Genomic DNA, 24,312 nt, shown 5'->3' with positions numbered 1-24,312 from the left:
ATGATTAGTAACGTTGAATACGAAACGAACCAAGTAGAAGCTCCCGCTTCTCACCTGTAGCGACGCTGTAAGCAGTTGGCAGGTTAATCATGTTACACAATTAATGTGTGAAGAAGAGCGGGTAGTGATACTCGCTCTTCTTTTTGCTTGGGACAATTTCGTAAAATACTGGGAGGTGTCAACCATAGCAAAAGATCAAACTCAAATTAATGAGAAAATTCGCGCGAAAGAACTTCGTTTAGTAGGTCAAGATGGTGAACAAATTGGTGTCAAATCAAAACAAGAAGCTTTAGAAATGGCTGAACGTGTTGATTTAGATTTAGTAATCGTAGCACCAAATGCTAAACCACCTGTTGCTAGAATTATGGATTACGGTAAATTCAAATTCGAACAACAGAAAAAAGAAAAAGAAATGAAGAAGAAACAAAAAACAATTAACGTTAAAGAAATTCGTTTAAGTCCAACAATTGAGGAACACGATTTCCAAACAAAATTGAAAAATGGACGTAAATTCCTTTCTAAAGGCGATAAATGTAAAGTTTCAATTCGTTTCAGAGGTCGTGCAATTACGCATAAAGAAATTGGTCAACGCCAATTAGAAAAATTTGCTGAAGAATGTAAAGACCTTGCTACTGTAGAACAGAAGCCTAAAATGGAAGGCCGTCAAATGTTCCTTATGTTAGCACCAATTAATGAAAAATAATTAAATTAATTTCTAGGAGGAAATGAATCATGCCTAAAATGAAAACTCACCGTGGAGCAGCAAAACGTGTTAAAAGAACTGGTTCAGGTCAATTAAAACGTTCAAGAGCTTTCACATCTCACTTATTCGCAAACAAAAACACTAAACAGAAACGTCAATTACGTAAAAGTAGATTAGTTTCTAAAAGTGATATGAAACGCGTAAAACAATTATTATCTTATAAAAAATAATGAAATTAACGATTATCGATTAATAACGTAGATAGAATCTAAGGAGGAATTTAATATGCCACGAGTAAAAGGTGGAACAGTAACAAGAGCACGTCGTAAAAAAACGATTAAATTAGCTAAAGGTTACTTCGGTTCAAAACATACATTATATAAAGTAGCTAAACAACAAGTCATGAAATCAGGTCAATATGCATTCCGTGACCGTCGTCAACGTAAACGTGATTTCCGTAAATTATGGATTACACGTATCAATGCAGCAGCTCGTAAACATGACATGAGCTATTCAAAATTAATGAACGGCTTGAAAAAAGCTGACATCGATATTAACCGTAAAATGTTATCTGAAATTGCTATTTCAGACGACAAAGCTTTCGGTGAATTAGTATCAAAAGCTAAAGACGCTTTAAAATAAATTAATCTTTGATAAGATAGGAAAACCTTTCTAATCTTTATCAAATTATAAAAGCTGAGACATTTTATGATGTCCCAGCTTTTATTTATATTTCTTCGACCAAATATTATATTTAACTATAATTTTATAAAACAATGAAAAGTTATAAATCGCGATTTGAAAATAAGTTTGATAGAATGAATTCATAAAAGTAAGTATAAAGGAGAAAAGTATGTCTAAATTTGATGAGCAAATTATTGTAGTACCAAGAACAACTCTTTTTGACAATGAAACAAATGCGTTTAATGGCTTTCTATCGAAAAGTGATGTAAAAGGCGATAATATTTTTAATTCATTAAGTCATTATGAAGTTAAACGTAGAGGAGATATGGAAGAAAACCCAGACTATAAACAACTTATCTCATATTGTCTTTTAGAAAACCAAAATGGCGAAATTCTCGTTTATGAACGCCTATCTGGTGGAGGAGAAGAACGTTTACATGGACAATCATCTATAGGTGTAGGTGGACACATGAATGATGTTGTCGGAGCAGATTCAATCAATGAAGTATTACGAGTCAACGCTCAAAGAGAATTAGAAGAAGAAGTAGGTCTATCTACAGAAGATTCTCAAAATATGGAATATATTGGATTCATAAATGACGATAATAACGACGTTGGCAAAGTTCACATGGGTGTTGTTTTTAAAATCACTGTGAATTCTAACGATGTAGAAGCTAAAGAAACAGACACTTTAAGAATTAAATGGATTGAAAAAGGAAAAATTGAATCTTATGATGACTTTGAGACATGGAGTGCATTAATTCTTCAAGATTTATAATAATTGAGGTGCAAAATGAATGTCAGATATCATTCCGTTTCCATTATCAGAGGGAAAATTAAAAAAAGAAATCAAACAAGCTGAGTTAACGCAAAATTTTGATGAAATGTATAATCTATTTGAACAATATGAAAGTCAATTCGATTTAGATGAAAATTTGGCTATGACAAAATGCAACATGTTATATCAAATGAATGCATTTTTAGAATTGAGAGAAGAAGCAATCATCTTATTAAAAAAAGGTTTAAACAGATATGATGATTTAATGATTTATTACGTTAAAAGTTTAAATGGATTAGAACAATACTATGAAGCTGTTGAAGTCATAAATCAAATTATAGATGAAGTGCGTGATCATAAGACAAGAATGGAGTTATTTCCTTTAAAAGAATATGCACAAGCTCAGTTACAATCTCATAAACAACAACTTTCACAATCTTTAACTGAATTTAATCACTTAAGTACCAGAGAACAAACTCATATCTTACTTCAATTAATAGATAATGGACATTTTGACTTTAAAGAATCGATAAATTATTTATTAAACAATTATTCCTTTGAAAATAATATTATAAGTTTAATGATAGAGTATTTAAGATTCGCTCAATCAGAGGAGCCTATAAGAATTGATAAATACGGTTATACATCAGAAATTAAACCAAAAGATTTAAAAGGTCTTGAACATACAACTATGAAAACTCGAATTATACCTGAAGTGATTAATCAATTAGAAGACGGTGCTTTACATATTGTAGACGAGGCGAACCACATTATGAACAATCATTCTATATTATTATATCCTCTTAATATAGAAGAAATATTTACCATTGATGAATGGACAAACGCATATGATGTTTATTTTAAAGGAATGATTGGTATAGAAAAGAATGTGGTGAAAGAAGAGGCATTAACTTTTATAAAACAATTAGAAAGTTGAATTCGAATTTAATTTCTTGCAAAAGAGAAATAAATCATTTAACGTGAAATTTAATTGAAATAAGTAGTAAATAATTTCACAAACGTTGCAATTTCAATGTTTGTGTACGTAATTGACCTATGCTATAATAGGGAAGTTGAAAAAATAAAATAGTTATTCATGGAGGTATTTATACATGACAGCAACTTGGGAAAAAAAGGAAGGTAACGAAGGATTATTAACAGTTACTGTTCCAGCAGAAAAAGTAGATAAAGCATTAGATCAAGCATTTAAAAAAGTAGTTAAACAAATTAATGTACCTGGATTCCGTAAAGGTAAAGTGCCTCGTCCAATTTTCGAACAACGTTTTGGCGTTGAAGCGTTATATCAAGACGCAGTAGACATTTTATTACCTGAAGCTTATGGTGAAGCAATTGATGAAACAGATATTAAACCTGTTGCTCAACCTGAAGTTAATGTAACTCAAATTGAAAAAGGTAAAGATTTCATTTTTGAAGCTACTGTAACTGTTGAACCAGAAGTTAAATTAGGTGACTACAAAGGTTTAGAAATTGAAAAACAAGAAACTGAATTAACTGATGAAGAATTAGAAGAATCAATTAACCATAGTTTAAGTCATATGGCTGAAATGGTTGTTAAAGAAGATGGCGCTGTTGAAAATGGCGACACTGTTAATATTGATTTCAGCGGATCAGTTGATGGTGAAGAATTTGAAGGTGGACAAGCTGAAGGTTACGACCTAGAAGTTGGTTCAGGTTCATTTATCCCAGGTTTCGAAGAGCAATTAGAAGGTATGAAAACTGGAGAAGAAAAAGATGTAGTAGTCACTTTCCCAGAAGAATACCATGCTGAAGAATTAGCTGGCAAAGAAGCTACGTTCAAAACAAAAGTAAATGAAATTAAATATAAAGAAGTACCTGAATTAGACGATGAAGTAGCTAATGAATTAGATTCTGAAGCAAATTCAGTTGATGAATACAAAGAAAATTTACGTAAACGTTTAGCTGAACAAAAAGCAACAGAAGCTGAAAACACTGAAAAAGAAGAAGCTATTAACAAAGCAACTGAAAATGCTACTATCGACATTCCTCAAGCAATGATCGATACAGAATTAGATCGTATGGTTCAAGAATTTGGCCAAAGAATTCAACAACAAGGTCTAGACTTACAAACTTACTTCCAAATTTCAGGTCAAAATGAATCTCAATTAAGAGAACAAATGAAAGACGATGCAGAACAACGTGTTAAAACAAACTTAACATTAACTGCAATTGCTGATGCTGAAAATATCGAAGTTACTGACGAAGATATCGATAAAGAATTAGAAAAAATGAGCGAACAATTTAATATCTCTGTAGAAGATATTAAAAACACATTAGGTAATACTGATATCGTGAAAAACGATGTTCGTATTCAAAAAGTAATTGACTTATTAAAAGATAATGCAAAATTAGTTGAAGGTAGTAAAGAAGACTAATTTATAGATATCCTCTACAGCAACAAACATTTAATATTATTATTCTTATATTAATAATTGGAAGGTTTAATAAGATAATCTATCTTGTGGGGTGGGGCCATGAGTTCAATCTATAACAGTTTGAATTCAGTCCCACTCTTTCCTATTTTTTAAGCAAATAAATTGAATGTTATTATGTTGCATTATAGAATGCTATCTAGTATAGTCTTTATGGAATAGGGGTGTAGAAAAGAATGTTCAAATTCAATGAAGATGAAGAAAATTTAAAATGCTCTTTCTGCGGTAAAGATCAAGATCAAGTTAAGAAATTAGTTGCAGGAAGTGGCGTGTATATTTGTAATGAGTGTATTGAACTATGCTCAGAAATCGTTGAAGAAGAATTAGCACAAAATTCTTCAGAAGAATTAACAGAATTACCAACTCCTAAAGAGATTATGGACCATTTAAATGAATATGTAATCGGTCAAGAAAAGGCTAAAAAAGCTTTATCTGTAGCTGTATATAATCACTATAAACGTATTCAACAACTAGGCCCTAATGAAGATGATGTTGAATTACAAAAAAGTAACATTGCATTAATCGGACCAACAGGTAGTGGTAAGACATTATTAGCACAAACATTAGCTAAAACATTAAATGTTCCATTTGCAATTGCAGATGCTACTAGTTTAACTGAAGCTGGCTATGTTGGTGACGACGTTGAAAATATCTTATTACGCTTAATTCAAGCAGCAGACTTTGATATAGACAAAGCTGAAAAAGGTATTATATACGTTGATGAAATTGACAAAATTGCAAGAAAATCTGAAAACACATCAATTACACGAGATGTTTCCGGTGAAGGTGTTCAACAAGCACTATTAAAAATCTTAGAAGGTACGACTGCTAGTGTACCTCCTCAAGGTGGACGTAAGCATCCGAACCAAGAATTGATTCAAATTGATACTACAAATATCTTATTCATCCTTGGTGGTGCATTTGATGGTATCGATGAAGTAATTAAACGTCGTTTAGGTGAAAAAGTAATTGGATTTGCTAGTAATGAAGCAGACAAATATGATGAAGAAGCATTACTAGAACAAATTAGACCAGAAGATTTACAGTCTTATGGTTTAATTCCAGAATTTATCGGTCGTGTTCCAATTGTAGCTAACTTAGAAACGCTAGATGTAGATGCACTTAAAAATATATTAACTCAACCTAAAAATGCATTAGTTAAACAATATACTAAAATGCTTGAATTAGATAACGTTGAATTAGTATTTAGCGATGAATCTTTATCTGCTATTAGTGAAAAAGCTATTGCACGTAAAACAGGGGCACGTGGTCTTCGTTCAATAATTGAAGAAGCACTAATTGATATTATGTACGATGTACCATCATCAGAAGATGTTACTAAAGTCGTCATTACCGAAAAAACAATCAATGATGAAGTTGAACCTGAATTATATGATTCAGAAGGTAATCTAATTAATGATAGTAAAACATCAGCATAAATAACGTTTAAATAGAGTCACATGTTTGTGGCTCTATTTTTTTGTTTAGAAAATGAGTGATTTACTTCTATTTGAAAATGTAGGATGACATTAATATAGGAGTAATGGTAAAGTGTTAATGTGAGAAATAAGTAAAGAGAGGATCACCAATGAAAATTAATCCTAATAATATAGATTTAATTATAAGTGCTGTCAAAGAAGAACAGTACCCAGAAACAGAAGTACCAGAAGTTGCATTAAGCGGACGTTCAAATGTGGGGAAATCATCATTTATTAATAGTATGATAGGTCGTAAAAACATGGCAAGAACTTCACAACAACCTGGTAAAACTCAAACATTAAATTTCTTTAATATCGATGACCAGCTTGTGTTTGTAGATGTGCCCGGTTACGGATATGCGAAAGTAAGTAAAGTACAACGTGAAAAATTCGGCAAAATGATTGAAGAATATTTAACAACACGTCAAAAATTACAACTCGTTATCCAACTTGTTGATTTGAGACATAATCCAACTGAAGATGACGTGCTCATGTATAATTATTTAAAACACTTTGATATACCGACGCTAATTATATGTACTAAAGAAGATAAAATTCCTAAAGGGAAAGTACAAAAGCATTTAATTAATATTAAACATAAATTAGATTTAGAAGATGGCGATACGATTGTAAGTTATTCTTCTGTCAAAAATAATAAACAACAACAAATTTGGGATCTTATCGAGTCTTATTTATAATTACTTTAAATATTCACAGAAACATTTCAATATATACAATATTTTTATGAGGTATAAAGAAATTAGTAACAATTTTGACAAAAAATTGAATGTAGATTAGAATCTTTCTAATTTATTTGAGCAATCGACTTAATAAAAGATTCAAATGTGTTATACTTGTGTTATTGTAAGTATATGGAGGGCGTTATAAATGCATTTTATAGCAATAAGCATTAATCATCGAACTGCTGATGTAGCACTAAGAGAGCAGGTTGCTTTTAGAGATGATGCCTTACGATTAGCCCATGAAGATTTATATGAAACTAAATCCATCTTAGAAGATGTTATTTTATCTACATGCAATCGTACTGAAGTATACGCCGTTGTTGATCAAATCCATACAGGTCGTTATTACGTCCAAAGATTTTTAGCACGTAAATTTGGATTTGAAGTAGATGATATTAAAGATATGTCAGAAGTTAAAGTGGGGGACGAAGCAGTAGAACATCTATTGCGAGTTACTTCTGGATTAGATTCTATTGTACTTGGTGAAACACAAATTCTTGGTCAAATGCGAGATGCATTTTTCTTAGCTCAAGAAACAGGTACAACAGGAACAATTTTTAATCATTTATTTAAACAGGCTATTACTTTTGCTAAAAAAGCGCATAGTGAAACTGATATTGCAGATAATGCTGTTAGTGTTTCATATGCTGCAGTTGAATTAGCTAAAAAGGTATTCGGAAAACTAAAACACAAACAAGCTGTCATTATTGGTGCAGGGGAAATGAGTGAATTATCACTCTTAAATCTTTTAGGATCAGGAATTACAGATATAACTATTGTTAATAGAACTTTGAGTAAAGCTAAAATCTTAGCTGAAAAACATCAAGTCAACTATCAATCTTTAGATGAATTACCAACTTTATTACAACATGCTGATATTGTCATCAGTTCTACAAGCTCAGAATCATATATCATTACCAACGATATGATTGAATCTATTGCTAATCATCGTAAATTAGATTCTTTATTACTCGTTGATATTGCAGTTCCACGAGACATAGAACCAGGTATTGATGCCATTAACAATATTTTCAACTACGACGTAGATGATTTAAAAGGACTCGTAGATGCGAACTTAAGAGAACGTCAGTTAGCTGCACAAACTATTGTTGAGCAAATACCTAGTGAAATTGAAACTCATAATGACTGGGTAAATATGTTAGGTGTGGTACCAGTTATTAGAGCATTACGTGAAAAAGCAATGAATATTCAATCTGAGACTATGGAAAGTATTGATAGAAAGTTACCTGATTTATCAGAAAGAGAAAGAAAAATCATTTCTAAACATACGAAAAGTATTATTAACCAAATGTTAAAAGATCCTATTAAGCAGGCTAAAGAATTAAGTAGTGATAAGAAAAGTAACGAAAAATTAGAGCTCTTTCAAAGCATTTTTGACATAGTAGCTGAAAATCCTTATGAACAAGCAAGACAGCACAAAGAAAGTAAGGCTAAAGAAATTTCGGCTCGTCGAATTTTTAGTTTTGAATAAGCATATTAATATGGTGATGATATGCAAGAAAACCTGTTTATTAGATTTCATGAAATAATATTAATTATATATTTGATAAGCATTGTTTGCTATTTTCTAGATTTTGTACGTAAAAGTCATAAGATTAGAGTATTTGGCATGTATACATTAGGGATTGTTTGGGTTTTACAAACAATCTCTTTATCTGTTTTTATTATACAAACAAAACATGTGCCATTAGGTTCTTTATTCGACGTATTTTTCTCGTTGACGTGGATTATTATTTCAATATCACTGATTTTGAATTTAATAAAAACATTAAATTTTTCTGTTTTCTTTTTAAATTTAATTGGTTTTATCCTTATGGCAATGATTACGTTTGAACCTAACAGATATCATAGCCAAGTTCAGCAAATTGCAGTAATCAATGAATTATTACTTGTTCATATAGGTTTAGCTATATTGAGTTATGCCTTTTTTGCACTAGCATTCGTAAATTGTTTACTTTATATCATTCAATATCGTAATTTAAAAGAAAAGAATTTTGATCAAAAATACTTTAGAATCGGAAGTGTAGCCACACTTGAATCTATTGTATTTTTTACAACTTTAGCAGGTTGGATTATACTCATAATTAGTATTATTTTAGGCGCTCAATGGGGTGTTTTCTCTGTAGGAGAACGAATCTTTATTGATCCTAAAGTTATCTTTTCAACTATCATTACAATATTGTATGGTATTTATTTAATATTTAGAGTGAGAAAAGTTTTCATTCAAAGATATCTTATATACTTTAATATTATTTTATTCTGTTTATGCATGATTAATTTGTTTTTTACTACTCATTTCTCATAATTAATAGTAGTTAAAATTAATAGCATTGAAATATATAATAAGATTGAGTGATTGTTTAGGAGGCAGCAAAATGCGTAAGTTAGTGGTTGGATCTCGAAGAAGTAAACTAGCCTTAACACAAAGTCAACAATTTATAGATAAATTGAAACAAGTACGACCTGACTTAGATATAGAAATTAAAGAAATAGTAACTAAAGGCGACCGTATTGTTGATAAACAGTTATCTAAAGTTGGTGGCAAAGGTTTATTTGTTAAAGAAATCCAAAACGAATTATTCAATAAAGAAATAGATATGGCTATACATTCTTTAAAAGACGTTCCAAGTATTATTCCAGAAGGACTGACATTAGGATGTATTCCTGATAGAGAAATTCCATTTGATGCATATATTTCTAAAGATCATACTCCTCTAAGAGAGTTGCCAGAAGGAAGCATCGTTGGAACAAGTTCGTTAAGAAGAGGTGCTCAAATTTTAGCCAAATATCCACATTTAGAAATAAAATGGATTAGAGGTAATATTGATACACGTCTAAAAAAATTAGAAACCGAAGATTATGATGCAATTATACTTGCCGCTGCTGGATTAAAACGTATGGGTTGGTCAGATGATATAGTGACAACTTATTTAGATAAAGATATTTTACTTCCAGCCATTGGTCAAGGTGCATTAGGTATTGAATGTAGAAGCGATGATGCTGAATTGTTAGAGCTTTTAAAAGAAGTTCATAACGAAGATGTAGAAAAATGTGTGACTGCTGAAAGAACATTTTTAGCTGAGATGGATGGTAGTTGCCAAGTTCCTATCGGTGGCTATGCTACGATTAATGGCAGTAAACAAATAGAATTCACAGGATTAATCATGACACCTGATGGTACTGAACGATATGAACATACTGCTATAGGTACTTCTCCAGTAGAACTTGGTAGAGAAGTTAGTCGTGTTTTAAAAGAACAAGGTGCTTATGAAATTATTAGGAAATTAAATGAAGAACAATAATCTTCGAGGTGACACTTAAAAATGAGACCAGTTGTAGTTATGACACAAACAAGTAAATTTCAAAGTGATTTGGTTGAGATTATTCATAAACCATTTATAGAAATACAATCACTTTATTTTGATGAAAACTTGTTAAAAAATAACTATGACTGGCTTATTTTTTCGTCTAAAAATGCAGTCAAATATTTTTTAAAATATATGAATTTGGTAAATTATCAAAAGGTAGCTGCAATAGGTAAAAAAACTGCTGAATATTGTCAATCATTAGATATATCAGTAGATTTCATTCCAATTGATTATTCACAAGAAGGATTTATAAATCAATTCTCAGAACACAATCAAAAGATACTTTTACCTTCAAGTAAACAAGCTAGACCGTATTTATATGATGAGTTATCAAAAACAAATGATGTAGTTAAAATTGATTTGTATGAACCTATACCTAATTATCAAAATATCAAAGAAGTGAAATCTCTAATCAATAATCACAAAATTGATGCTTTAACATTTTCAAGTTCGTCTTCAGTGCGTTATTATTTTAATGAAGACCCGATACCTAAGTTTGATCATTACTTTGCAATTGGTAAGCAAACGGCTGAAACACTTCATTCTTTTAATCAAACAGTAAAGATTGCAAATAAACAAACATTAGCGTCGATAATAGATAAAATATTAGAAAGTAGGGACAAAAATGAAATTTGATAGACATAGAAGATTACGTTCTTCTCGAACAATGCGAGATATGGTGCGAGAAACACATGTTAGAAAAGAAGATTTAATTTATCCTATATTTGTAGTTGAAAAAGATGACGTGAAAAGTGAAATTAAATCACTACCAGGTATATATCAAATAAGCTTGAATTTATTACACGAAGAAATAAAAGAAGCTTATGATTTAGGTATTAGAGCAATTATGTTCTTCGGTGTACCTAATGAAAAAGATGATGTTGGTTCTGGTGCATATGATCATAATGGTGTTATTCAAGAAGCAACTAGAATAGCTAAAAAAATGTACAGTGATTTATTAATCGTTGCAGACACATGTTTATGTGAATATACAGACCATGGCCATTGTGGCGTCATTGATGATCATACTCATGATGTTGATAATGATAAATCATTACCTTTATTAGTTAAAACAGCTATTTCTCAAGTAGAAGCAGGTGCAGACATCATAGCACCAAGTAATATGATGGATGGCTTTGTAGCAGAAATTAGACAAGGATTAGATGATGCAGGATATCAAAATGTACCAATTATGAGTTATGGTATTAAATATGCATCAAGTTTCTTCGGTCCGTTTAGAGATGCAGCTGATTCTGCTCCTTCATTTGGAGACCGTAAGACATATCAAATGGATCCTGCCAATCGTTTAGAAGCACTTAGAGAATTAGAAAGTGATTTAAAAGAAGGTTGTGACATGATGATTGTTAAACCAGCTTTAAGTTACTTAGATATTGTTCGCGATGTTAGAAATAATACTAATATTCCTGTTGTTGCATATAATGTAAGTGGGGAATATAGTATGACAAAAGCAGCTGCTTTAAATGGTTGGATTGATGAAGAAAAAGTAGTTATGGAACAAATGGTTTCAATGAAACGTGCTGGTGCAGATATGATTATTACTTACTTTGCTAAAGATATTTGCCAGTATTTAGATAAATAACCAAATGATTAATAAAGAGGAGGCAAATACAATGGGATATGAAAAATCAATTAAAGCAATGGAAGTTGCTGAAGACTTAATGCCAGGTGGTGTTAATAGCCCGGTTCGTGCTTTTAAATCAGTAGATACACCAGCTATTTTTATGGATCATGCAGAAGGTTCAAAAATTTACGATATAGATGGTAATGAATATATCGACTATGTACTTAGTTGGGGACCACTTATTTTAGGTCATAAAAATAAACAAGTTATTGAAAATCTTCACAAAGCTGTAGATAATGGTACGAGCTTCGGTGCTTCAACATTACAAGAAAATAAATTAGCGCAATTAGTAATTGATCGAGTTCCATCAATTGAAAAAGTTAGAATGGTATCATCAGGAACTGAAGCAACATTAGATACGTTAAGATTAGCACGTGGTTTTACAGGACGTAATAAAATAGTTAAATTTGAAGGATGCTATCATGGACATAGTGATTCATTATTAATTAAAGCAGGGTCAGGCGTTGCTACATTAGGTTTACCAGATTCACCTGGTGTTCCAGAAGGTATCGCTAAAAATACTATCACAGTTCCTTATAATGATCTTGAATCTTTACGTCTTGCTTTTGAAAAATATGGTGATGACATTGCGGGTATCATCGTTGAACCAGTAGCAGGTAATATGGGTGTTGTTCCTCCAGTTGAAGGATTTTTACAAGGTCTAAGAGATATAACTAATGAATATGGTTCTCTGTTGATATTTGATGAAGTTATGACTGGTTTTAGAGTAGGTTATAATTGTGCTCAAGGATATTTTGGTGTAACACCTGATTTAACATGTTTAGGTAAAGTTATTGGTGGAGGTTTACCAGTAGGCGCATTTGGTGGTAAAAAAGAAATAATGGATCAAATAGCTCCTGTAGGAAATATTTATCAAGCGGGTACTTTATCAGGTAATCCTTTAGCAATGACAAGTGGCTACGAAACTTTAAGTCAATTAAGACCAGAATCATATGATTATTTCAATGAATTAGGTGACTTACTTGAAAAAGGACTAAAAGAAGTGTTTGCAAAACATAATGTTCCAATTACTGTTAACCGCGCAGGTTCAATGATTGGATACTTCCTAAATGAAGGTCCAGTTACAAACTTCGAACAAGCAAATAAAAGTGACTTAAAATTATTTAGTGAGATGTATAGAGAAATGGCAAAAGAAGGCGTATTCTTACCACCATCTCAATTTGAAGGTACATTTTTATCAACTGCACACACTCAAGAAGATATTGAAAAAACAATTCAAGCCTTTGATAACTCATTAAGTCGAATTGTAAAATAACTAACTATTTAAAATAGAAATTGATGTTTTGAATTATATTAAAAGAGCCATACTTTTTGCTAAGCAAATGAGTATGGCTCGTTTAATATATAGCTAGTATTGGTATAATAAAATAACGTAATTATAATAAATCCTGATACTTTAATAAAGGTAGTGTGTGAATGAAAACAATATATATAAATAACCTGATAATATTGGTATTATCTGTGTTGATAAGTTTGCTTCTAAAAGTATCACATATCTTATTGCCATTTATGTTCGGTCCTATCATAGCCGCCATTTTATGTATTAAAGTATTTAAATTAGATATAAAATGGCCATTTTGGTTAAGCCAAATCGGATTGATTTGTTTAGGTGTACAAATTGGTTCTACTTTTACTAGAACTGTAATAAAAGATATTCAAGCAAGCTGGTTTTCAATTGTATTAGTGTCAGTATTATTATTAGTTTTAGCATTATTAATTGCTTATTTCTTTAAAAAATAGCTAAAGTTAATACTGAAACGGCTATATTGAGTGTGATTCCAGGAGCATTGAGCCAAATGTTAGTCATGGCTGAAGAAGATAAAAAAGCGAACATACTGGTAGTGAGTTTAACACAAACATCACGTATTATATTTGTAGTCATCTTAGTCCCATTAATTTCATATTTCTTTAAAAACGATCAAAGTAGTGAAGGACATATAGTTAAAGCACAACCGCTAACTCATGTACTAAATTTTTGGCAAGTTTGTATATTAATTGTCTCCATTATTTTAGTATATTGGCTAATGACAAAAATTAATTTTCCTACAAAACAGTTATTAGCAACAATTGTTGTATTAATTATATGGAATATATCTACTGATATTACTTTTGCATTAGACAACTGGTTACTCGCTTCTGCACAAGTAATCTATATGATTAGAATAGGATTACAAATTGCAAGACTACTTTCAGATTTAAAGGGAAGAATTGAGGTTGCTATTGCATTTCAAAATATAATGCTCATTATAGCTGCATTTATAATGGTATGTGTATTACATCTATTCACGCATGATTCTATTAATGAATTATTCCTAGGGGCTGCCCCAGGAGGTATGAGTCAAATAGTGTTGGTTGCTATTGAAACTGGTGCAGATGTAGCTATGATTTCAAGTTATCATATATTTAGAATCTTTTTTATATTATTTTTAATAGCGCCTTTAATCAATTATTTCCTAAAATATAGAGCTAGACAGCAATAAATTATAATAAGCGCATATAAATGGTGTGATTGTATACCAATTATATGCGCTTATATTATAGCCAGTTAATGCTTAGGTTTTTGAGGGCAGTCTTTTAAATGTGCATCATATAGACCTGCAGCTTCTAAAAATGAAAATACTGTGACTGGACCTAGAAATTTAAATCCGTATTTCTTTAAATCTTTAGAAAGTTGAGTTGCACGTTCATCAACGGTAATTCGATCTTCAGGTACTTCATATCCCAAATCTATAGGTTTACCATCAACATATGACCATAAATAGTCACTAAAGCTACCATAATCTTGTTCAATTTTTAAATAACCTTTAGCTTGGCCAATAATAGCTTCTATTTTTTTACGGTTATGAATAATATTAGGAAAATCCATTAATCTATCGACATCATCTTCAGTCATTGATGCAACTTTTTCAGGTTCAAATTGATAAAAAGCTTCCTCATACGATGCTTTCTTTTTTAATATAGTAAGCCAGGACAGTCCAGCATGTTGAGATTCTAAGGCTAATAATTTAAATAAATCTTTGCTATCATACATGGGTTGTCCCCATACTTGATCATGATATTCAATATAAATAGGATCTTTAGTACCAAAGGCACAAGGGTTCATAAAATTCCTCCTAATAGATTGACTTATGTGAATTTCCATTATACTATAATTAAGTAAATGAATATAATGTTTGGGAAGAGTAGGTTTTAATTACTTATTAGAGAGTGTATGGTTGGTGAAAATACATAGATAATTGTTACTGAAGGTAGCCCACTAAGTTCTTTTGCTGAATAATTGTATCGATAGTAGGCAAAAGCGTGTTTGAGCGTTAATCAATTCTAGAGTGCTCGAAAGTATAGGATAAGATAAAATCTTAATCTAAAATACTTTCTTGAATATAGGTGGTACCACGGAACATCCGTCCTATGATAATAGGAAGGGTGTTCTTTTTTATTTTTTGAGGAGGAAACAACAATATGGAAATGAAACCAAAATATAATCCACGCGAAGTAGAAGCGGGAAGATATGATGAATGGGTGAAAAATGGTTACTTTAAACCATCAGAAGATACAAATAAAGAAACTTACACAATAGTAATTCCACCACCTAATGTGACCGGTAAATTACATTTAGGTCATGCTTGGGATACTACATTACAAGATATTATTACACGTATGAAACGTATGCAAGGATATGACACGTTATATTTACCAGGTATGGACCATGCCGGAATTGCTACTCAAGCTAAAGTTGAAGCTAAACTTAATGAACAAGGTATTTCTCGTCATGATATCGGTCGTGAGAAATTTTTAGAACAAGCTTGGGATTGGAAAGAAGAATATGCTTCATTTATTCGCCAACAATGGTCTAAATTAGGACTTGGACTTGATTATAGTAGAGAACGTTTTACTTTAGATGATGGCTTAAGTAAAGCTGTTAAAAAAGTATTCGTAGATCTTTATAATAAAGGTATTATCTATAGAGGAGAACGTATTATTAACTGGGATCCTCAAGCGCGTACTGCATTATCTGATATTGAAGTTATCCATGAAGATGTTCAAGGTGCGTTTTATCATTTTAAATATCCATATGCAGACGGCGATGGATATATTGAAATTGCAACGACTCGACCAGAAACAATGTTAGGTGATACAGCGATTGTTGTTAACCCTAATGATGAAAGATATAAAGATGTTATAGGGAAAAAAGTTATATTACCAATTGTGGGAAGAGAACTACCTATTTTAGCAGATGAATATGTCGATATTGAATTTGGTTCTGGTGCAATGAAAGTAACACCTGCACATGATCCTAATGACTTCGAAATTGGGCAACGTCATGATTTAGAAAACATCATCGTTATGGATGAAAAAGGTCATATGAATGATAAAGCTGGAAAATATGAAGGACTTGAAAGATTCGAATGTCGTAAACAACTAGTTGAAGATTTAAAAGAGCAAGATTTAGTTATTAAAATTGAAGAGCACGAACATTCAGTAGGACATTCTGAAAGATCTGGTGCTGTAGTCGAACCATATTTATCAACACAATGGTTTGTAAAAATGAAGCCATTAGCACAACGTGCGTTAGATAATCAAAAAACTGATAATCGTATCGATTTTTATCCTCCTAGATTTGAAAATACTTTTAATCGTTGGATGGAAGAAATTCGTGATTGGACTATTTCAAGACAATTATGGTGGGGCCACCAAATTCCTGCTTGGTATCATAAAGAAACAGGTGAAATTTTTGTAGGTGAAAGTGCGCCAGAAGATATTGAGAACTGGACTCAAGATGAAGATGTTTTAGATACATGGTTCTCAAGTGCGCTATGGCCGTTTTCAACTTTAGGTTGGCCAGATACTGATGCTGATGATTTTAAACGTTATTTCCCTACCAATGCGCTTGTAACTGGTTATGATATTATTTTCTTCTGGGTAGCTCGTATGATTTTCCAAGGTCTTGAATTCACAGATCGTAGACCTTTTAATGATGTTCTATTACATGGTTTAGTTAGAGCAGAAGATGGACGCAAAATGAGTAAGTCTCTTGGTAATGGTGTAGACCCAATGGATGTTATCGATGAATATGGGGCAGACAGTTTAAGATACTTCCTAGCTACTGGTTCAGCACCAGGTCAAGATTTGCGTTATTCAACAGAAAAAGTTGAATCTGTGTGGAATTTTATTAATAAAATTTGGAATGCAGCACGATTTAGTTTAATGAATATTGGGGAAGAATTTAATGTTGAAGATATCGATTTATCTGGTAACTTATCTTTAGCAGATAAATGGATTTTAACTAGATTAAATGAAACGATTGCGACAGTGACTGATTTAAGTGATAAATATGAATTCGGTGAAGTAGGTCGTGCGTTATATAACTTCATTTGGGATGAGTTCTGTGATTGGTATATTGAAATGAGTAAAATACCAATGAATGGTGAAGATGAAGAACAAAAACAAACAACACGTTCTGTACTAAGTTATGTATTAGATCGTATTATGAGAATGTTGCATCCATTTATGCCATTTGTTACTGAAAAAATTTGGCAAAGCTTGCCTCATGAAGGAGAAACAATTGTTAATGCAGCATGGCCTACAGTAAACCAAGAATTAATGTTTGATGATAGTAAACAAACGATGCAACAACTAGTTGAGATTATTAAATCAGTAAGACAATCACGAGTTGAAGTTAATACACCTTTATCTAAAGCGATACCAATTATGATTCAAGCTAAAGATGAAAATATTAAATCAACACTTACTGAAAATGCTGATTACATTGAACGATTCTGTCATCCTAGTGAATTAAATATAGATGTGAATATCGAAATTCCTGAAAAAGCTATGACTTCTGTAGTATTAGCAGGCAAAGTCATTTTACCTTTAGAAGGATTAATTGATATGGATAAAGAAATTGCTCGTTTAGAAAAAGAATTAGATAAATTGCAAAGTGAACTTGACCGAGTAGATAAGAAATTAGCCAACGAAAACTTTGTAAATAAAGCACCCGAAAAAATTATTAATGAAGAAAAAGAAAAGCAAAAGCATTATAAAGAAAAATATGATGGTGTTAAAGCAAGAATTGAACAATTAAAATCATAGGAGTATGTGTCATGAATTACCTTGAAAGCCTTTATTGGATACATGAAAGAACGAAGTTTGGCATCAAACCAGGCGTGAAACGTATGGAATGGATGTTAGAAAAACTAAATAATCCTCAAGATAATATAAAAGGAATACATGTTGGTGGTACGAATGGCAAAGGTTCAACTGTGGCTTATTTAAGATCAGCATTGGTTGAGAATAATTATGAAGTAGGGACTTTTACTTCTCCTTATATCGAAACATTTAATGAGCGTATAAGTTTAAATGGCCAACCAATTACAAATGACGAGATTGTTGAACTTGTCTCTCGTGTAAAACCTGTAAGTGAAACTTTAGAACTAGAAACTGAGCTTGGTAATGCAACAGAATTTGAAATTATTACAACGATGATGTTTTTATATTTTGGAGAAATACACCCTGTTGATTTTGTTATTATCGAAGCGGGCTTAGGTATAAAAAATGATTCAACGAATGTATTTAATCCAATTATTTCTATTTTAACGAGTATAGGTTTAGATCATACTGATATTTTAGGAAATAGTTATTTAGATATAGCTAAAGATAAAGGTGATATCATTAAACCTAATACACCGATAATATATTCTGTGAAAAACGAAGATGCTTTGAAATATATTCGTGACTATGCAGTTGAACAAAATGCAACACCTATTGAACTGGATAGAGAAATTGTTGTAGTTTCTCAAGACGATGAATTTACTTATAGATATAAAGATTATGAATTAGAAACTATCATTTTAAATATGCTAGGTGATCATCAGAAAGAAAATGCTGCATTAGCAATAACTGCACTAATTGAATTAAATGAAGCAGGCATTATTGAATTAGACTTTAACAAAATGATAGATGGCATCGAAAATGTAAACTGGGTAGGCAGAATTGAACAAGTTAAAGATCAACCTTTAATGATTATTGATGGTGCCCATAATAATGAAAGTGTAGAAGCATTAATTGATACTATTAAATATTATTATGGCAGAGATCAAATTGATATATTATTTTCAGCAATTAAAGGTAAACCTATTAGTGACATGTTAGATAAATTGGAAGAAATTGCTTCTAAATTTTACGTGACTGATTTTAATTTTCCTAAAGCTTTAGCAAAAGAAGAAATCATCGAGAATAAAAACATTGAAAATGTTGAATTAGTTGATGATTATACGAAGTTTATTGAAAATTATAATGGACATGGTCTCGTCATTACTGGTAGTTTATATTTAATAAGTGAAGTTAAAGCTAGATTAAATTTTGAATAAATAAGTAAGTTGCAGTATTACCCTTATATTTTAAGAGGCTTTATTAAACTGTCGATACAAATTAAAAATTGTATCGACAGTTTTTTGTATATTAATTTTATAGAGGTTGGTTATGAATTATATAACAATTAAATATTATTTACTTATTTTATTGTTGTGATATAATGTATTTGAAAGGGGTGCTTAATGTTAGTTTATGCTTTTTTCTCTTCGATACTATTTAGTTTTTTATATCAGTTCTCGACGATAGATAAAGTAAAATTACAATATTTAATATCAAGATCAACATGTGATTATTGCAAAACAACTATTAAATATATTGATTTAATTCCAATTTTTAGTTTCCTCATACTTAGAGGTACTTCAAGGTGCTGCCATAAACGTTTGAAATATAATTATATAATTGGTGAGATCCTAGCACTGCTTCCCATACCATTGATTTATTACAATGTAATCCATACTAATCCCCAAATATATTTAACAATCTATCTATTTTTATTAATTATGTCTCTCAATGATATAGATTATTTCTCTATTAATATTCATTTTTTGATTACGTTCTTACTTATATTGTTCTTCACAAATCACACTTTTCCACATTCATTCTTTTTAACTTTTATCATTAGTCATATTTGCTATTTAATTATCCATCAATATATTGGATATGGTGACATTCTTCTTTTTAATATATTCTCTTTATTTTTACCTATTGAATATATATTTTACATTGTACTTTTCACTTTCATAATTGGAGGATTCATTTCAATCTTCATTAAAATCTTCTTGAATCCCAATATCACTCGCATTCCGCTTATTCCATTTATATTTTTATCATTTATTTTTGTATCTAGTTACTTTCCACTATTGAATGATTTTTTAGGAGGAATATTTATATGAAAATCAAAGAAATGGCAACATCAGAGAAACCTAGAGAACGTTTACTTACTTATGGTACTGACACTCTATCAAATTCTGAATTGTTAGCTATATTAATTAATACTGGTAGAAAAGGATTTTCAAGTATTGATATAGCAAATGAATTATTAAGTCATACATCGTCACTTAAAGATTTAAAAAAACTTTCTATTAAAGACTTAATTAAAGTGAAGGGGATAGGTTATTATAAAGCGATTACTTTGAAAGCAGCATTTGAATTAGGTGAAAGAATGAATCGTTTATCTCATCATGAATCCGTAAAAATAACTTGTCCAAGTGATGTAGCAGATTTAATGATGTCTAAATTAAAGGATTTAGAACAGGAACATTTTTATGTTTTATTGTTAAATTCAAAAAACGTGGTTATTAAGCAAAAATGTGTTTTTATAGGAACTTTGAACAGTTCTATCATACATCCTAGAGAAATATTTAATGTTGCAATTAAAGAATCGTGCAATGCTATGATAGTTGTTCATAATCATCCGTCAGGTGATGTGTTAACCATAGTATAATAAATAATAGTAGTTAAAGTAGTTTAAGAGGAGAGATTAAAGGGATATTTTACTTTAAATAAAAATTAACAAGGTTTATAATTTGTAGTAGTTAAAGTGTTTAAAGAGGTGGGAACATGTGAAGGTTCAAAGGATAGAAGTGGAGAATAAGCCGTATCCATTGTATTTATTACTAGATAAAGAATACCAGCTAATAGAACCAGTAATGAAATTTATTAAATACTTAGATAATACTGGTAAGTCTCCTAATACCATTAAAGCATACTGCTATCATTTAAAGTTGCTGTACGAGTTCATGGAACAGAGAGGTGTTATTCTTAATGATATTAACTTTGAGTTGTTAGCAGACTTCGTAGGTTGGTTGAGATATCCTTCAGCATCAAATGTAATTGATCTTCAGTCAAAAAAAGCCATAAGAGAAGAAACGACAGTGAATACAATTTTAAATGCAGTTATGAGTTTTCTTGATTATTTAAGTAGATTAGGAAAATTTAAATCAATTGATGTATTTAAACAAGCAAAGGGAAGAAATTTCAAAGGATTTTTACATCATGTTAATAAGGGTAGATACCAAAAGAATGTCTTAAAGTTAAGGGTTAAAAAGAAACAGATAAGAACATTGAGATCAGAGGAAGTTAAGCAAATTATTGATGCTTGTCATACTAAAAGAGATAAATTAATTTTTATGCTTATGTATGAGGGTGGTTTAAGAATCGGTGAAGTGTTATCGCTTAGGCTTGAAGATATTGCCACTTGGGACAATCAAATCCATTTAACACCTAGAGATGTTAATGTTAATGAAGCTTATATTAAATTAAGGAAGGAAAGAACAATACATGTGAGTAAAGAACTTATGTCACTTTATACAGATTACTTGGTATATGAGTATAGTGAGGAATTGGAGCATGATTATGTTTTTATTTCCTTAAAAGAAGGCTATTTTGGGAAACCACTAAAGTACCAAAGTGTTCTTGATCTAGTTAGAAGAATAGTTAAAAGGACTGGAATAGAATTTACATCGCATATGCTTCGCCACACTCACGCAACGCAGCTAATTAGGGAAGGATGGGATGTTGCGTTCGTTCAAAAGAGATTAGGTCACGCACATGTTCAGACAACGTTAAATACCTATGTTCATCTTTCAGATCAGGATATGAAAAATGAGTTTAATAAATACCTCGAGAGAAAGGAGCATAAGAAATGAATGCTTCTAGTAAAAGGAAAATTATTAGTCAGAGTGAGATTAGCAAAAAAATAGCTGTAATGAATGAAGAAATGCAGGGGTTTTGGGCTAATAATAGTTGGGATATAAGAAAATGTCCACATCCTTCTGCCATAGAATTAAGTAAGAATCCTGCTTTAAGGAATCGTTGGGTTCGTTTTGAACGTGTTAAAAATCTGTGGTTAAGAACAGAATTGAAATATTTTTATTTTTACCATTTAAACAATGGAATATGGAATGCAAAAACTGTCTGGATTAGAAAAGGAACAGTAATTAATAAAATGTTAGATTTCTTAGATTTAAATTATCCTAGCATTACTTCAATTACTGAAGTTCCTATTGAAAAAGCAATGACGGAGTATAGAACATATTTGACAAAACGGGGTGTTAGAATTACCACTACTAATTATAAGATTACTGCTAATCAAGAAAAAACACCTGTAAAAGCTAATTCCTACTATGTTACTAATCTAAAACAATTTATGGAGTTTTATGAGAACTTTTATTTTGATGGAGAGGAGTGGGATAAAGACGTTTGGGATAGACGTAACTTACCTTTGCCAGATGATAAGGTTAACCCAACACAATATGAATATACAATTAACTTTAAAGGGTTTCGGAATACATATTTTAAACAACTTGTAAAAAGATATTGTAAGTTGAGATTGAACATGGATAGCTTTTCCTATGTAAGTGATATTGCCCAAAGACTTAAAGAGTTCTTTAATTTTCTGGACATGAAATTTAAACAAGTTCAGAGAGTACACCAATTAACGAGAGTGGAAATTGAAGCATATTTAAGTGAACTAAACATGATGGGAATAAAACCTAGTACAATAACTGGGAGGATCTCTATATTGGAAGGACTATTTAGTACCCTTCTTAGGCTAGAATGGGATGATGTTCCTTCCAAAATATTAATTTATTCTGAGGACTATCCGAAAATACCAAGAGCAAAACCACGCTTTATAGATGAATTCGTTCTAGAGCAATTGAACAGTCATCTTGATAAATTACCCGAATATATAGCTACGATGACTATGATTGTTCAAGAATGTGGAATGAGGATAAGTGAATTGTGCACCTTGAAAAAAGGCTGTCTATTAGAGGACAAAGATGGAGATTTCTTTTTAAAGTATTATCAATGGAAAATGAAAAAGGAGCATATAGTTCCAATATCTAAAGAGGTAGCTTTACTTATTAAAGTTCGGGAAGATAAAGTTTCAGAGGAATTTCCAGATAGTGAATACCTCTTTCCAAGAAAAGATGGATCGCCATTAAAACAAGAAACATTTAGAGGTGAGTTAAATAAATTAGCTTATGAGCAAAATATAGAGGATAAATCAGGTGAGATTTATAGATTCCATGCCCATGCCTTTCGCCATACAGTAGGAACAAGAATGATTAACAACGGGGTGCCCCAGCATATTGTGCAGAAATTTTTGGGGCATGAAAGCCCAGAAATGACAAGCAGATACGCTCATATCTTTGATGAAACTCTAAAAAATGAATTTACTAAATTTCAGGAAAAACTGGTTACCAATAATGGAGATGTGCTTGATCTAGATGATGATAATGAAGTCGATGATGTAGAGCTTCAATGGTTCAAGAAAAATATAAACGCACAAGTGCTTCCAAATGGTTATTGTAGATTGCCAGTAGTAGCAGGTGGTTGTCCACATGCGAATGCATGCTTAGATTGCACTCACTTCTGTACCAGTAAGCAATTCTTACCACAGCACGAAGAACAGTTAGAGCGTACAGAAGAGTTATTAGCCATAGCTAAGGATAAACAATGGCAAAGACAAGTAGAGACTAATAGCCGTGTTAAAGAGCGTTTAGAACAAATCATTGGAAGTTTGACGGGGTAATTATCAATGGATAAACAAGTTAGAAATACAACAGAAATTGTACGTTTGGCGAAGCAGAAATCAAAAAAGACAAGGGAAAAAGTAGATAAAGCCATTTCTAAATTTTCGATTGAAGGTAAAGCTATTAATTTTAATTCAATAGCAAAGGAAGCTAATGTTTCTAAATCATGGCTTTATAAGGAACACGATATTAGGCAAAGAATCGAATCCCTTCGTGAGCGTCAAATAACATCAAATGTAGTCTCAAAACCCAAGAAAAGTTCTCGTTCGGAGGAAATCCTTATTAAAACCTTAAAAAGAAGAGTAATGGAATTAGAAAAAGAAAATAAAAAATTACAGAACCAAATTCAAAAATTATATGGAGATCTGTATAATAAAGAATAATTATTAATCTGTAGACAGATTGTGAAAGGATGTACTTAAACGCTAACGGTCAGCTTTATTGAACAGTCATTTAGGTATATGTCCAATCTAGGGTAAGTAAATTGAGTACCA

21 protein-coding genes, 2 pseudogenes and 2 other annotated features are annotated in these 24,312 nt (G+C 31.2%); of the genes and pseudogenes, 22 read left to right on the top strand and 1 reads right to left on the bottom strand.

Going from position 1 to position 24,312, the window contains the following annotated elements:
- Positions 1-25 precede the first annotated feature (25 nt).
- Positions 26-149: a sequence feature (ribosomal protein L20 leader region), on the top strand.
- Positions 150-175: 26 nt separating this feature from the next.
- The 15 genes and pseudogenes from infC (at position 176) to HMPREF3125_RS11495 (ending at position 14,389) form a co-directional block, all read left to right on the top strand.
- Complete coding sequence (gene infC, locus HMPREF3125_RS11565; protein ID WP_026083528.1) at positions 176-703, top strand: translation initiation factor IF-3; 528 nt, start codon at positions 176-178, stop codon at positions 701-703.
- 29 nt (positions 704-732) lie between these two features.
- Positions 733-933 carry a 50S ribosomal protein L35 gene (rpmI, locus tag HMPREF3125_RS11560; RefSeq protein WP_002451769.1) on the top strand — a complete coding sequence of 67 codons (201 nt, stop codon included), beginning with the start codon at positions 733-735 and terminating at the stop codon, positions 931-933.
- Positions 934-988: 55 nt separating this feature from the next.
- Positions 989-1,345, top strand: a complete 357-nt coding sequence (rplT, locus tag HMPREF3125_RS11555) for a 50S ribosomal protein L20 (RefSeq protein WP_017638201.1) — start codon at positions 989-991, stop codon at positions 1,343-1,345.
- Between the two features lie 211 nt (positions 1,346-1,556).
- Positions 1,557-2,165, top strand: coding sequence for an NUDIX domain-containing protein (locus tag HMPREF3125_RS11550; protein WP_017638200.1), 609 nt, complete (start codon positions 1,557-1,559; stop codon positions 2,163-2,165).
- 19 nt (positions 2,166-2,184) lie between these two features.
- The gene (locus HMPREF3125_RS11545) at positions 2,185-3,102 is read left to right on the top strand and encodes a hypothetical protein (protein WP_070453949.1); all 918 of its coding nucleotides are present in this window, start codon (positions 2,185-2,187) and stop codon (positions 3,100-3,102) included.
- Between the two features lie 175 nt (positions 3,103-3,277).
- Positions 3,278-4,579 (top strand): trigger factor, encoded by a 1,302-nt coding sequence (tig, locus tag HMPREF3125_RS11540; protein ID WP_029055679.1) that lies wholly within the window; start codon positions 3,278-3,280, stop codon positions 4,577-4,579.
- Positions 4,580-4,812: 233 nt separating this feature from the next.
- The gene (clpX, locus tag HMPREF3125_RS11535) at positions 4,813-6,075 is read left to right on the top strand and encodes an ATP-dependent Clp protease ATP-binding subunit ClpX (protein ID WP_017638198.1); all 1,263 of its coding nucleotides are present in this window, start codon (positions 4,813-4,815) and stop codon (positions 6,073-6,075) included.
- Positions 6,076-6,224: 149 nt separating this feature from the next.
- Complete coding sequence (gene yihA / locus HMPREF3125_RS11530) at positions 6,225-6,812, top strand: ribosome biogenesis GTP-binding protein YihA/YsxC (protein WP_017638197.1); 588 nt, start codon at positions 6,225-6,227, stop codon at positions 6,810-6,812.
- A gap of 190 nt (positions 6,813-7,002) precedes the next feature.
- Positions 7,003-8,349 carry a glutamyl-tRNA reductase gene (hemA, locus tag HMPREF3125_RS11525; protein ID WP_070453947.1) on the top strand — a complete coding sequence of 449 codons (1,347 nt, stop codon included), beginning with the start codon at positions 7,003-7,005 and terminating at the stop codon, positions 8,347-8,349.
- A 21-nt stretch (positions 8,350-8,370) separates the two neighbouring features.
- On the top strand, positions 8,371-9,183 hold the full coding sequence (gene ccsA / locus HMPREF3125_RS11520) for a cytochrome c biogenesis protein (RefSeq protein ID WP_026083527.1): 813 nt from the start codon (positions 8,371-8,373) through the stop codon (positions 9,181-9,183).
- A 70-nt stretch (positions 9,184-9,253) separates the two neighbouring features.
- Entirely contained in the window at positions 9,254-10,180 is a 927-nt protein-coding gene (hemC, locus tag HMPREF3125_RS11515) for a hydroxymethylbilane synthase (RefSeq protein ID WP_070453945.1), read from the top strand.
- A 21-nt stretch (positions 10,181-10,201) separates the two neighbouring features.
- A complete protein-coding gene (locus HMPREF3125_RS11510) occupies positions 10,202-10,882 on the top strand; it encodes a uroporphyrinogen-III synthase (protein WP_029055681.1) in 681 nt (226 codons plus the stop codon).
- Positions 10,872-11,846 (top strand): porphobilinogen synthase, encoded by a 975-nt coding sequence (gene hemB / locus HMPREF3125_RS11505; protein ID WP_070453943.1) that lies wholly within the window; start codon positions 10,872-10,874, stop codon positions 11,844-11,846. Before HMPREF3125_RS11510 ends, hemB begins: the two co-directional genes overlap by 11 nt.
- A gap of 31 nt (positions 11,847-11,877) precedes the next feature.
- Complete coding sequence (gene hemL / locus HMPREF3125_RS11500; RefSeq protein ID WP_070453941.1) at positions 11,878-13,164, top strand: glutamate-1-semialdehyde 2,1-aminomutase; 1,287 nt, start codon at positions 11,878-11,880, stop codon at positions 13,162-13,164.
- A gap of 161 nt (positions 13,165-13,325) precedes the next feature.
- Positions 13,326-14,389, top strand: a pseudogene (locus HMPREF3125_RS11495) (AbrB family transcriptional regulator).
- A 65-nt stretch (positions 14,390-14,454) separates the two neighbouring features.
- Here HMPREF3125_RS11495 and HMPREF3125_RS11490 read toward each other — a convergent pair.
- Complete coding sequence (locus tag HMPREF3125_RS11490) at positions 14,455-15,012, bottom strand: DNA-3-methyladenine glycosylase I (protein WP_029055685.1); 558 nt, start codon at positions 15,010-15,012, stop codon at positions 14,455-14,457.
- Between the two features lie 57 nt (positions 15,013-15,069).
- Positions 15,070-15,321 (top strand) — a binding site (T-box leader).
- A 47-nt stretch (positions 15,322-15,368) separates the two neighbouring features.
- Between HMPREF3125_RS11490 and HMPREF3125_RS11485 the strand changes: the two genes are divergently transcribed.
- The 7 genes and pseudogenes from HMPREF3125_RS11485 to HMPREF3125_RS11460 all read left to right on the top strand — a co-directional run bounded on the left by HMPREF3125_RS11485 (position 15,369) and on the right by HMPREF3125_RS11460 (position 24,201).
- Positions 15,369-17,999, top strand: coding sequence for a valine--tRNA ligase (locus HMPREF3125_RS11485; protein WP_070453939.1), 2,631 nt, complete (start codon positions 15,369-15,371; stop codon positions 17,997-17,999).
- Between the two features lie 11 nt (positions 18,000-18,010).
- Positions 18,011-19,276, top strand: coding sequence for a bifunctional folylpolyglutamate synthase/dihydrofolate synthase (locus tag HMPREF3125_RS11480; RefSeq protein WP_070453937.1), 1,266 nt, complete (start codon positions 18,011-18,013; stop codon positions 19,274-19,276).
- 186 nt (positions 19,277-19,462) lie between these two features.
- Entirely contained in the window at positions 19,463-20,173 is a 711-nt protein-coding gene (locus HMPREF3125_RS12590) for a prepilin peptidase (RefSeq protein ID WP_083279991.1), read from the top strand.
- A pseudogene (gene radC / locus HMPREF3125_RS11475) lies at positions 20,170-20,709 on the top strand (DNA repair protein RadC); the annotation flags it as partial. The gene HMPREF3125_RS12590 and the pseudogene radC, both read left to right, overlap by 4 nt.
- A gap of 133 nt (positions 20,710-20,842) precedes the next feature.
- Positions 20,843-21,928 (top strand): tyrosine-type recombinase/integrase, encoded by a 1,086-nt coding sequence (locus HMPREF3125_RS11470; protein ID WP_070453935.1) that lies wholly within the window; start codon positions 20,843-20,845, stop codon positions 21,926-21,928.
- Complete coding sequence (locus HMPREF3125_RS11465; protein ID WP_070453933.1) at positions 21,925-23,817, top strand: site-specific integrase; 1,893 nt, start codon at positions 21,925-21,927, stop codon at positions 23,815-23,817. The genes HMPREF3125_RS11470 and HMPREF3125_RS11465 overlap by 4 nt, the downstream gene beginning before the upstream one ends.
- A gap of 6 nt (positions 23,818-23,823) precedes the next feature.
- The gene (locus HMPREF3125_RS11460; RefSeq protein WP_070453931.1) at positions 23,824-24,201 is read left to right on the top strand and encodes a DUF6262 family protein; all 378 of its coding nucleotides are present in this window, start codon (positions 23,824-23,826) and stop codon (positions 24,199-24,201) included.
- The last annotated feature ends 111 nt before the right edge of the window (positions 24,202-24,312 follow it).

Source organism: Staphylococcus sp. HMSC13A10, from assembly GCF_001808005.1.
GTDB classification, from domain to species: Bacteria; Bacillota; Bacilli; order Staphylococcales; family Staphylococcaceae; genus Staphylococcus; species Staphylococcus pasteuri.
Note: the sequence above shows the minus strand (reverse complement) of the source record. Positions and strands in the feature narration are given on the sequence as shown.

Coding starts and splice junctions, on each gene's coding strand:
- rpmI (WP_002451769.1), top strand. CDS start 733: ATGCCTAAAATGAAAACTCACCGTGGAGCAGCAAAACGTGTTAAAAGA.
- rplT (WP_017638201.1), top strand. CDS start 989: ATGCCACGAGTAAAAGGTGGAACAGTAACAAGAGCACGTCGTAAAAAA.
- HMPREF3125_RS11550 (WP_017638200.1), top strand. CDS start 1,557: ATGTCTAAATTTGATGAGCAAATTATTGTAGTACCAAGAACAACTCTT.
- HMPREF3125_RS11545 (WP_070453949.1), top strand. CDS start 2,185: ATGTCAGATATCATTCCGTTTCCATTATCAGAGGGAAAATTAAAAAAA.
- tig (WP_029055679.1), top strand. CDS start 3,278: ATGACAGCAACTTGGGAAAAAAAGGAAGGTAACGAAGGATTATTAACA.
- clpX (WP_017638198.1), top strand. CDS start 4,813: ATGTTCAAATTCAATGAAGATGAAGAAAATTTAAAATGCTCTTTCTGC.
- yihA (WP_017638197.1), top strand. CDS start 6,225: ATGAAAATTAATCCTAATAATATAGATTTAATTATAAGTGCTGTCAAA.
- hemA (WP_070453947.1), top strand. CDS start 7,003: ATGCATTTTATAGCAATAAGCATTAATCATCGAACTGCTGATGTAGCA.
- ccsA (WP_026083527.1), top strand. CDS start 8,371: ATGCAAGAAAACCTGTTTATTAGATTTCATGAAATAATATTAATTATA.
- hemC (WP_070453945.1), top strand. CDS start 9,254: ATGCGTAAGTTAGTGGTTGGATCTCGAAGAAGTAAACTAGCCTTAACA.
- HMPREF3125_RS11510 (WP_029055681.1), top strand. CDS start 10,202: ATGAGACCAGTTGTAGTTATGACACAAACAAGTAAATTTCAAAGTGAT.
- hemB (WP_070453943.1), top strand. CDS start 10,872: ATGAAATTTGATAGACATAGAAGATTACGTTCTTCTCGAACAATGCGA.
- hemL (WP_070453941.1), top strand. CDS start 11,878: ATGGGATATGAAAAATCAATTAAAGCAATGGAAGTTGCTGAAGACTTA.
- HMPREF3125_RS11490 (WP_029055685.1), bottom strand. CDS start 15,012: ATGAACCCTTGTGCCTTTGGTACTAAAGATCCTATTTATATTGAATAT.
- HMPREF3125_RS11485 (WP_070453939.1), top strand. CDS start 15,369: ATGGAAATGAAACCAAAATATAATCCACGCGAAGTAGAAGCGGGAAGA.
- HMPREF3125_RS11480 (WP_070453937.1), top strand. CDS start 18,011: ATGAATTACCTTGAAAGCCTTTATTGGATACATGAAAGAACGAAGTTT.
- HMPREF3125_RS12590 (WP_083279991.1), top strand. CDS start 19,463: ATGTTAGTTTATGCTTTTTTCTCTTCGATACTATTTAGTTTTTTATAT.
- HMPREF3125_RS11465 (WP_070453933.1), top strand. CDS start 21,925: ATGAATGCTTCTAGTAAAAGGAAAATTATTAGTCAGAGTGAGATTAGC.
- HMPREF3125_RS11460 (WP_070453931.1), top strand. CDS start 23,824: ATGGATAAACAAGTTAGAAATACAACAGAAATTGTACGTTTGGCGAAG.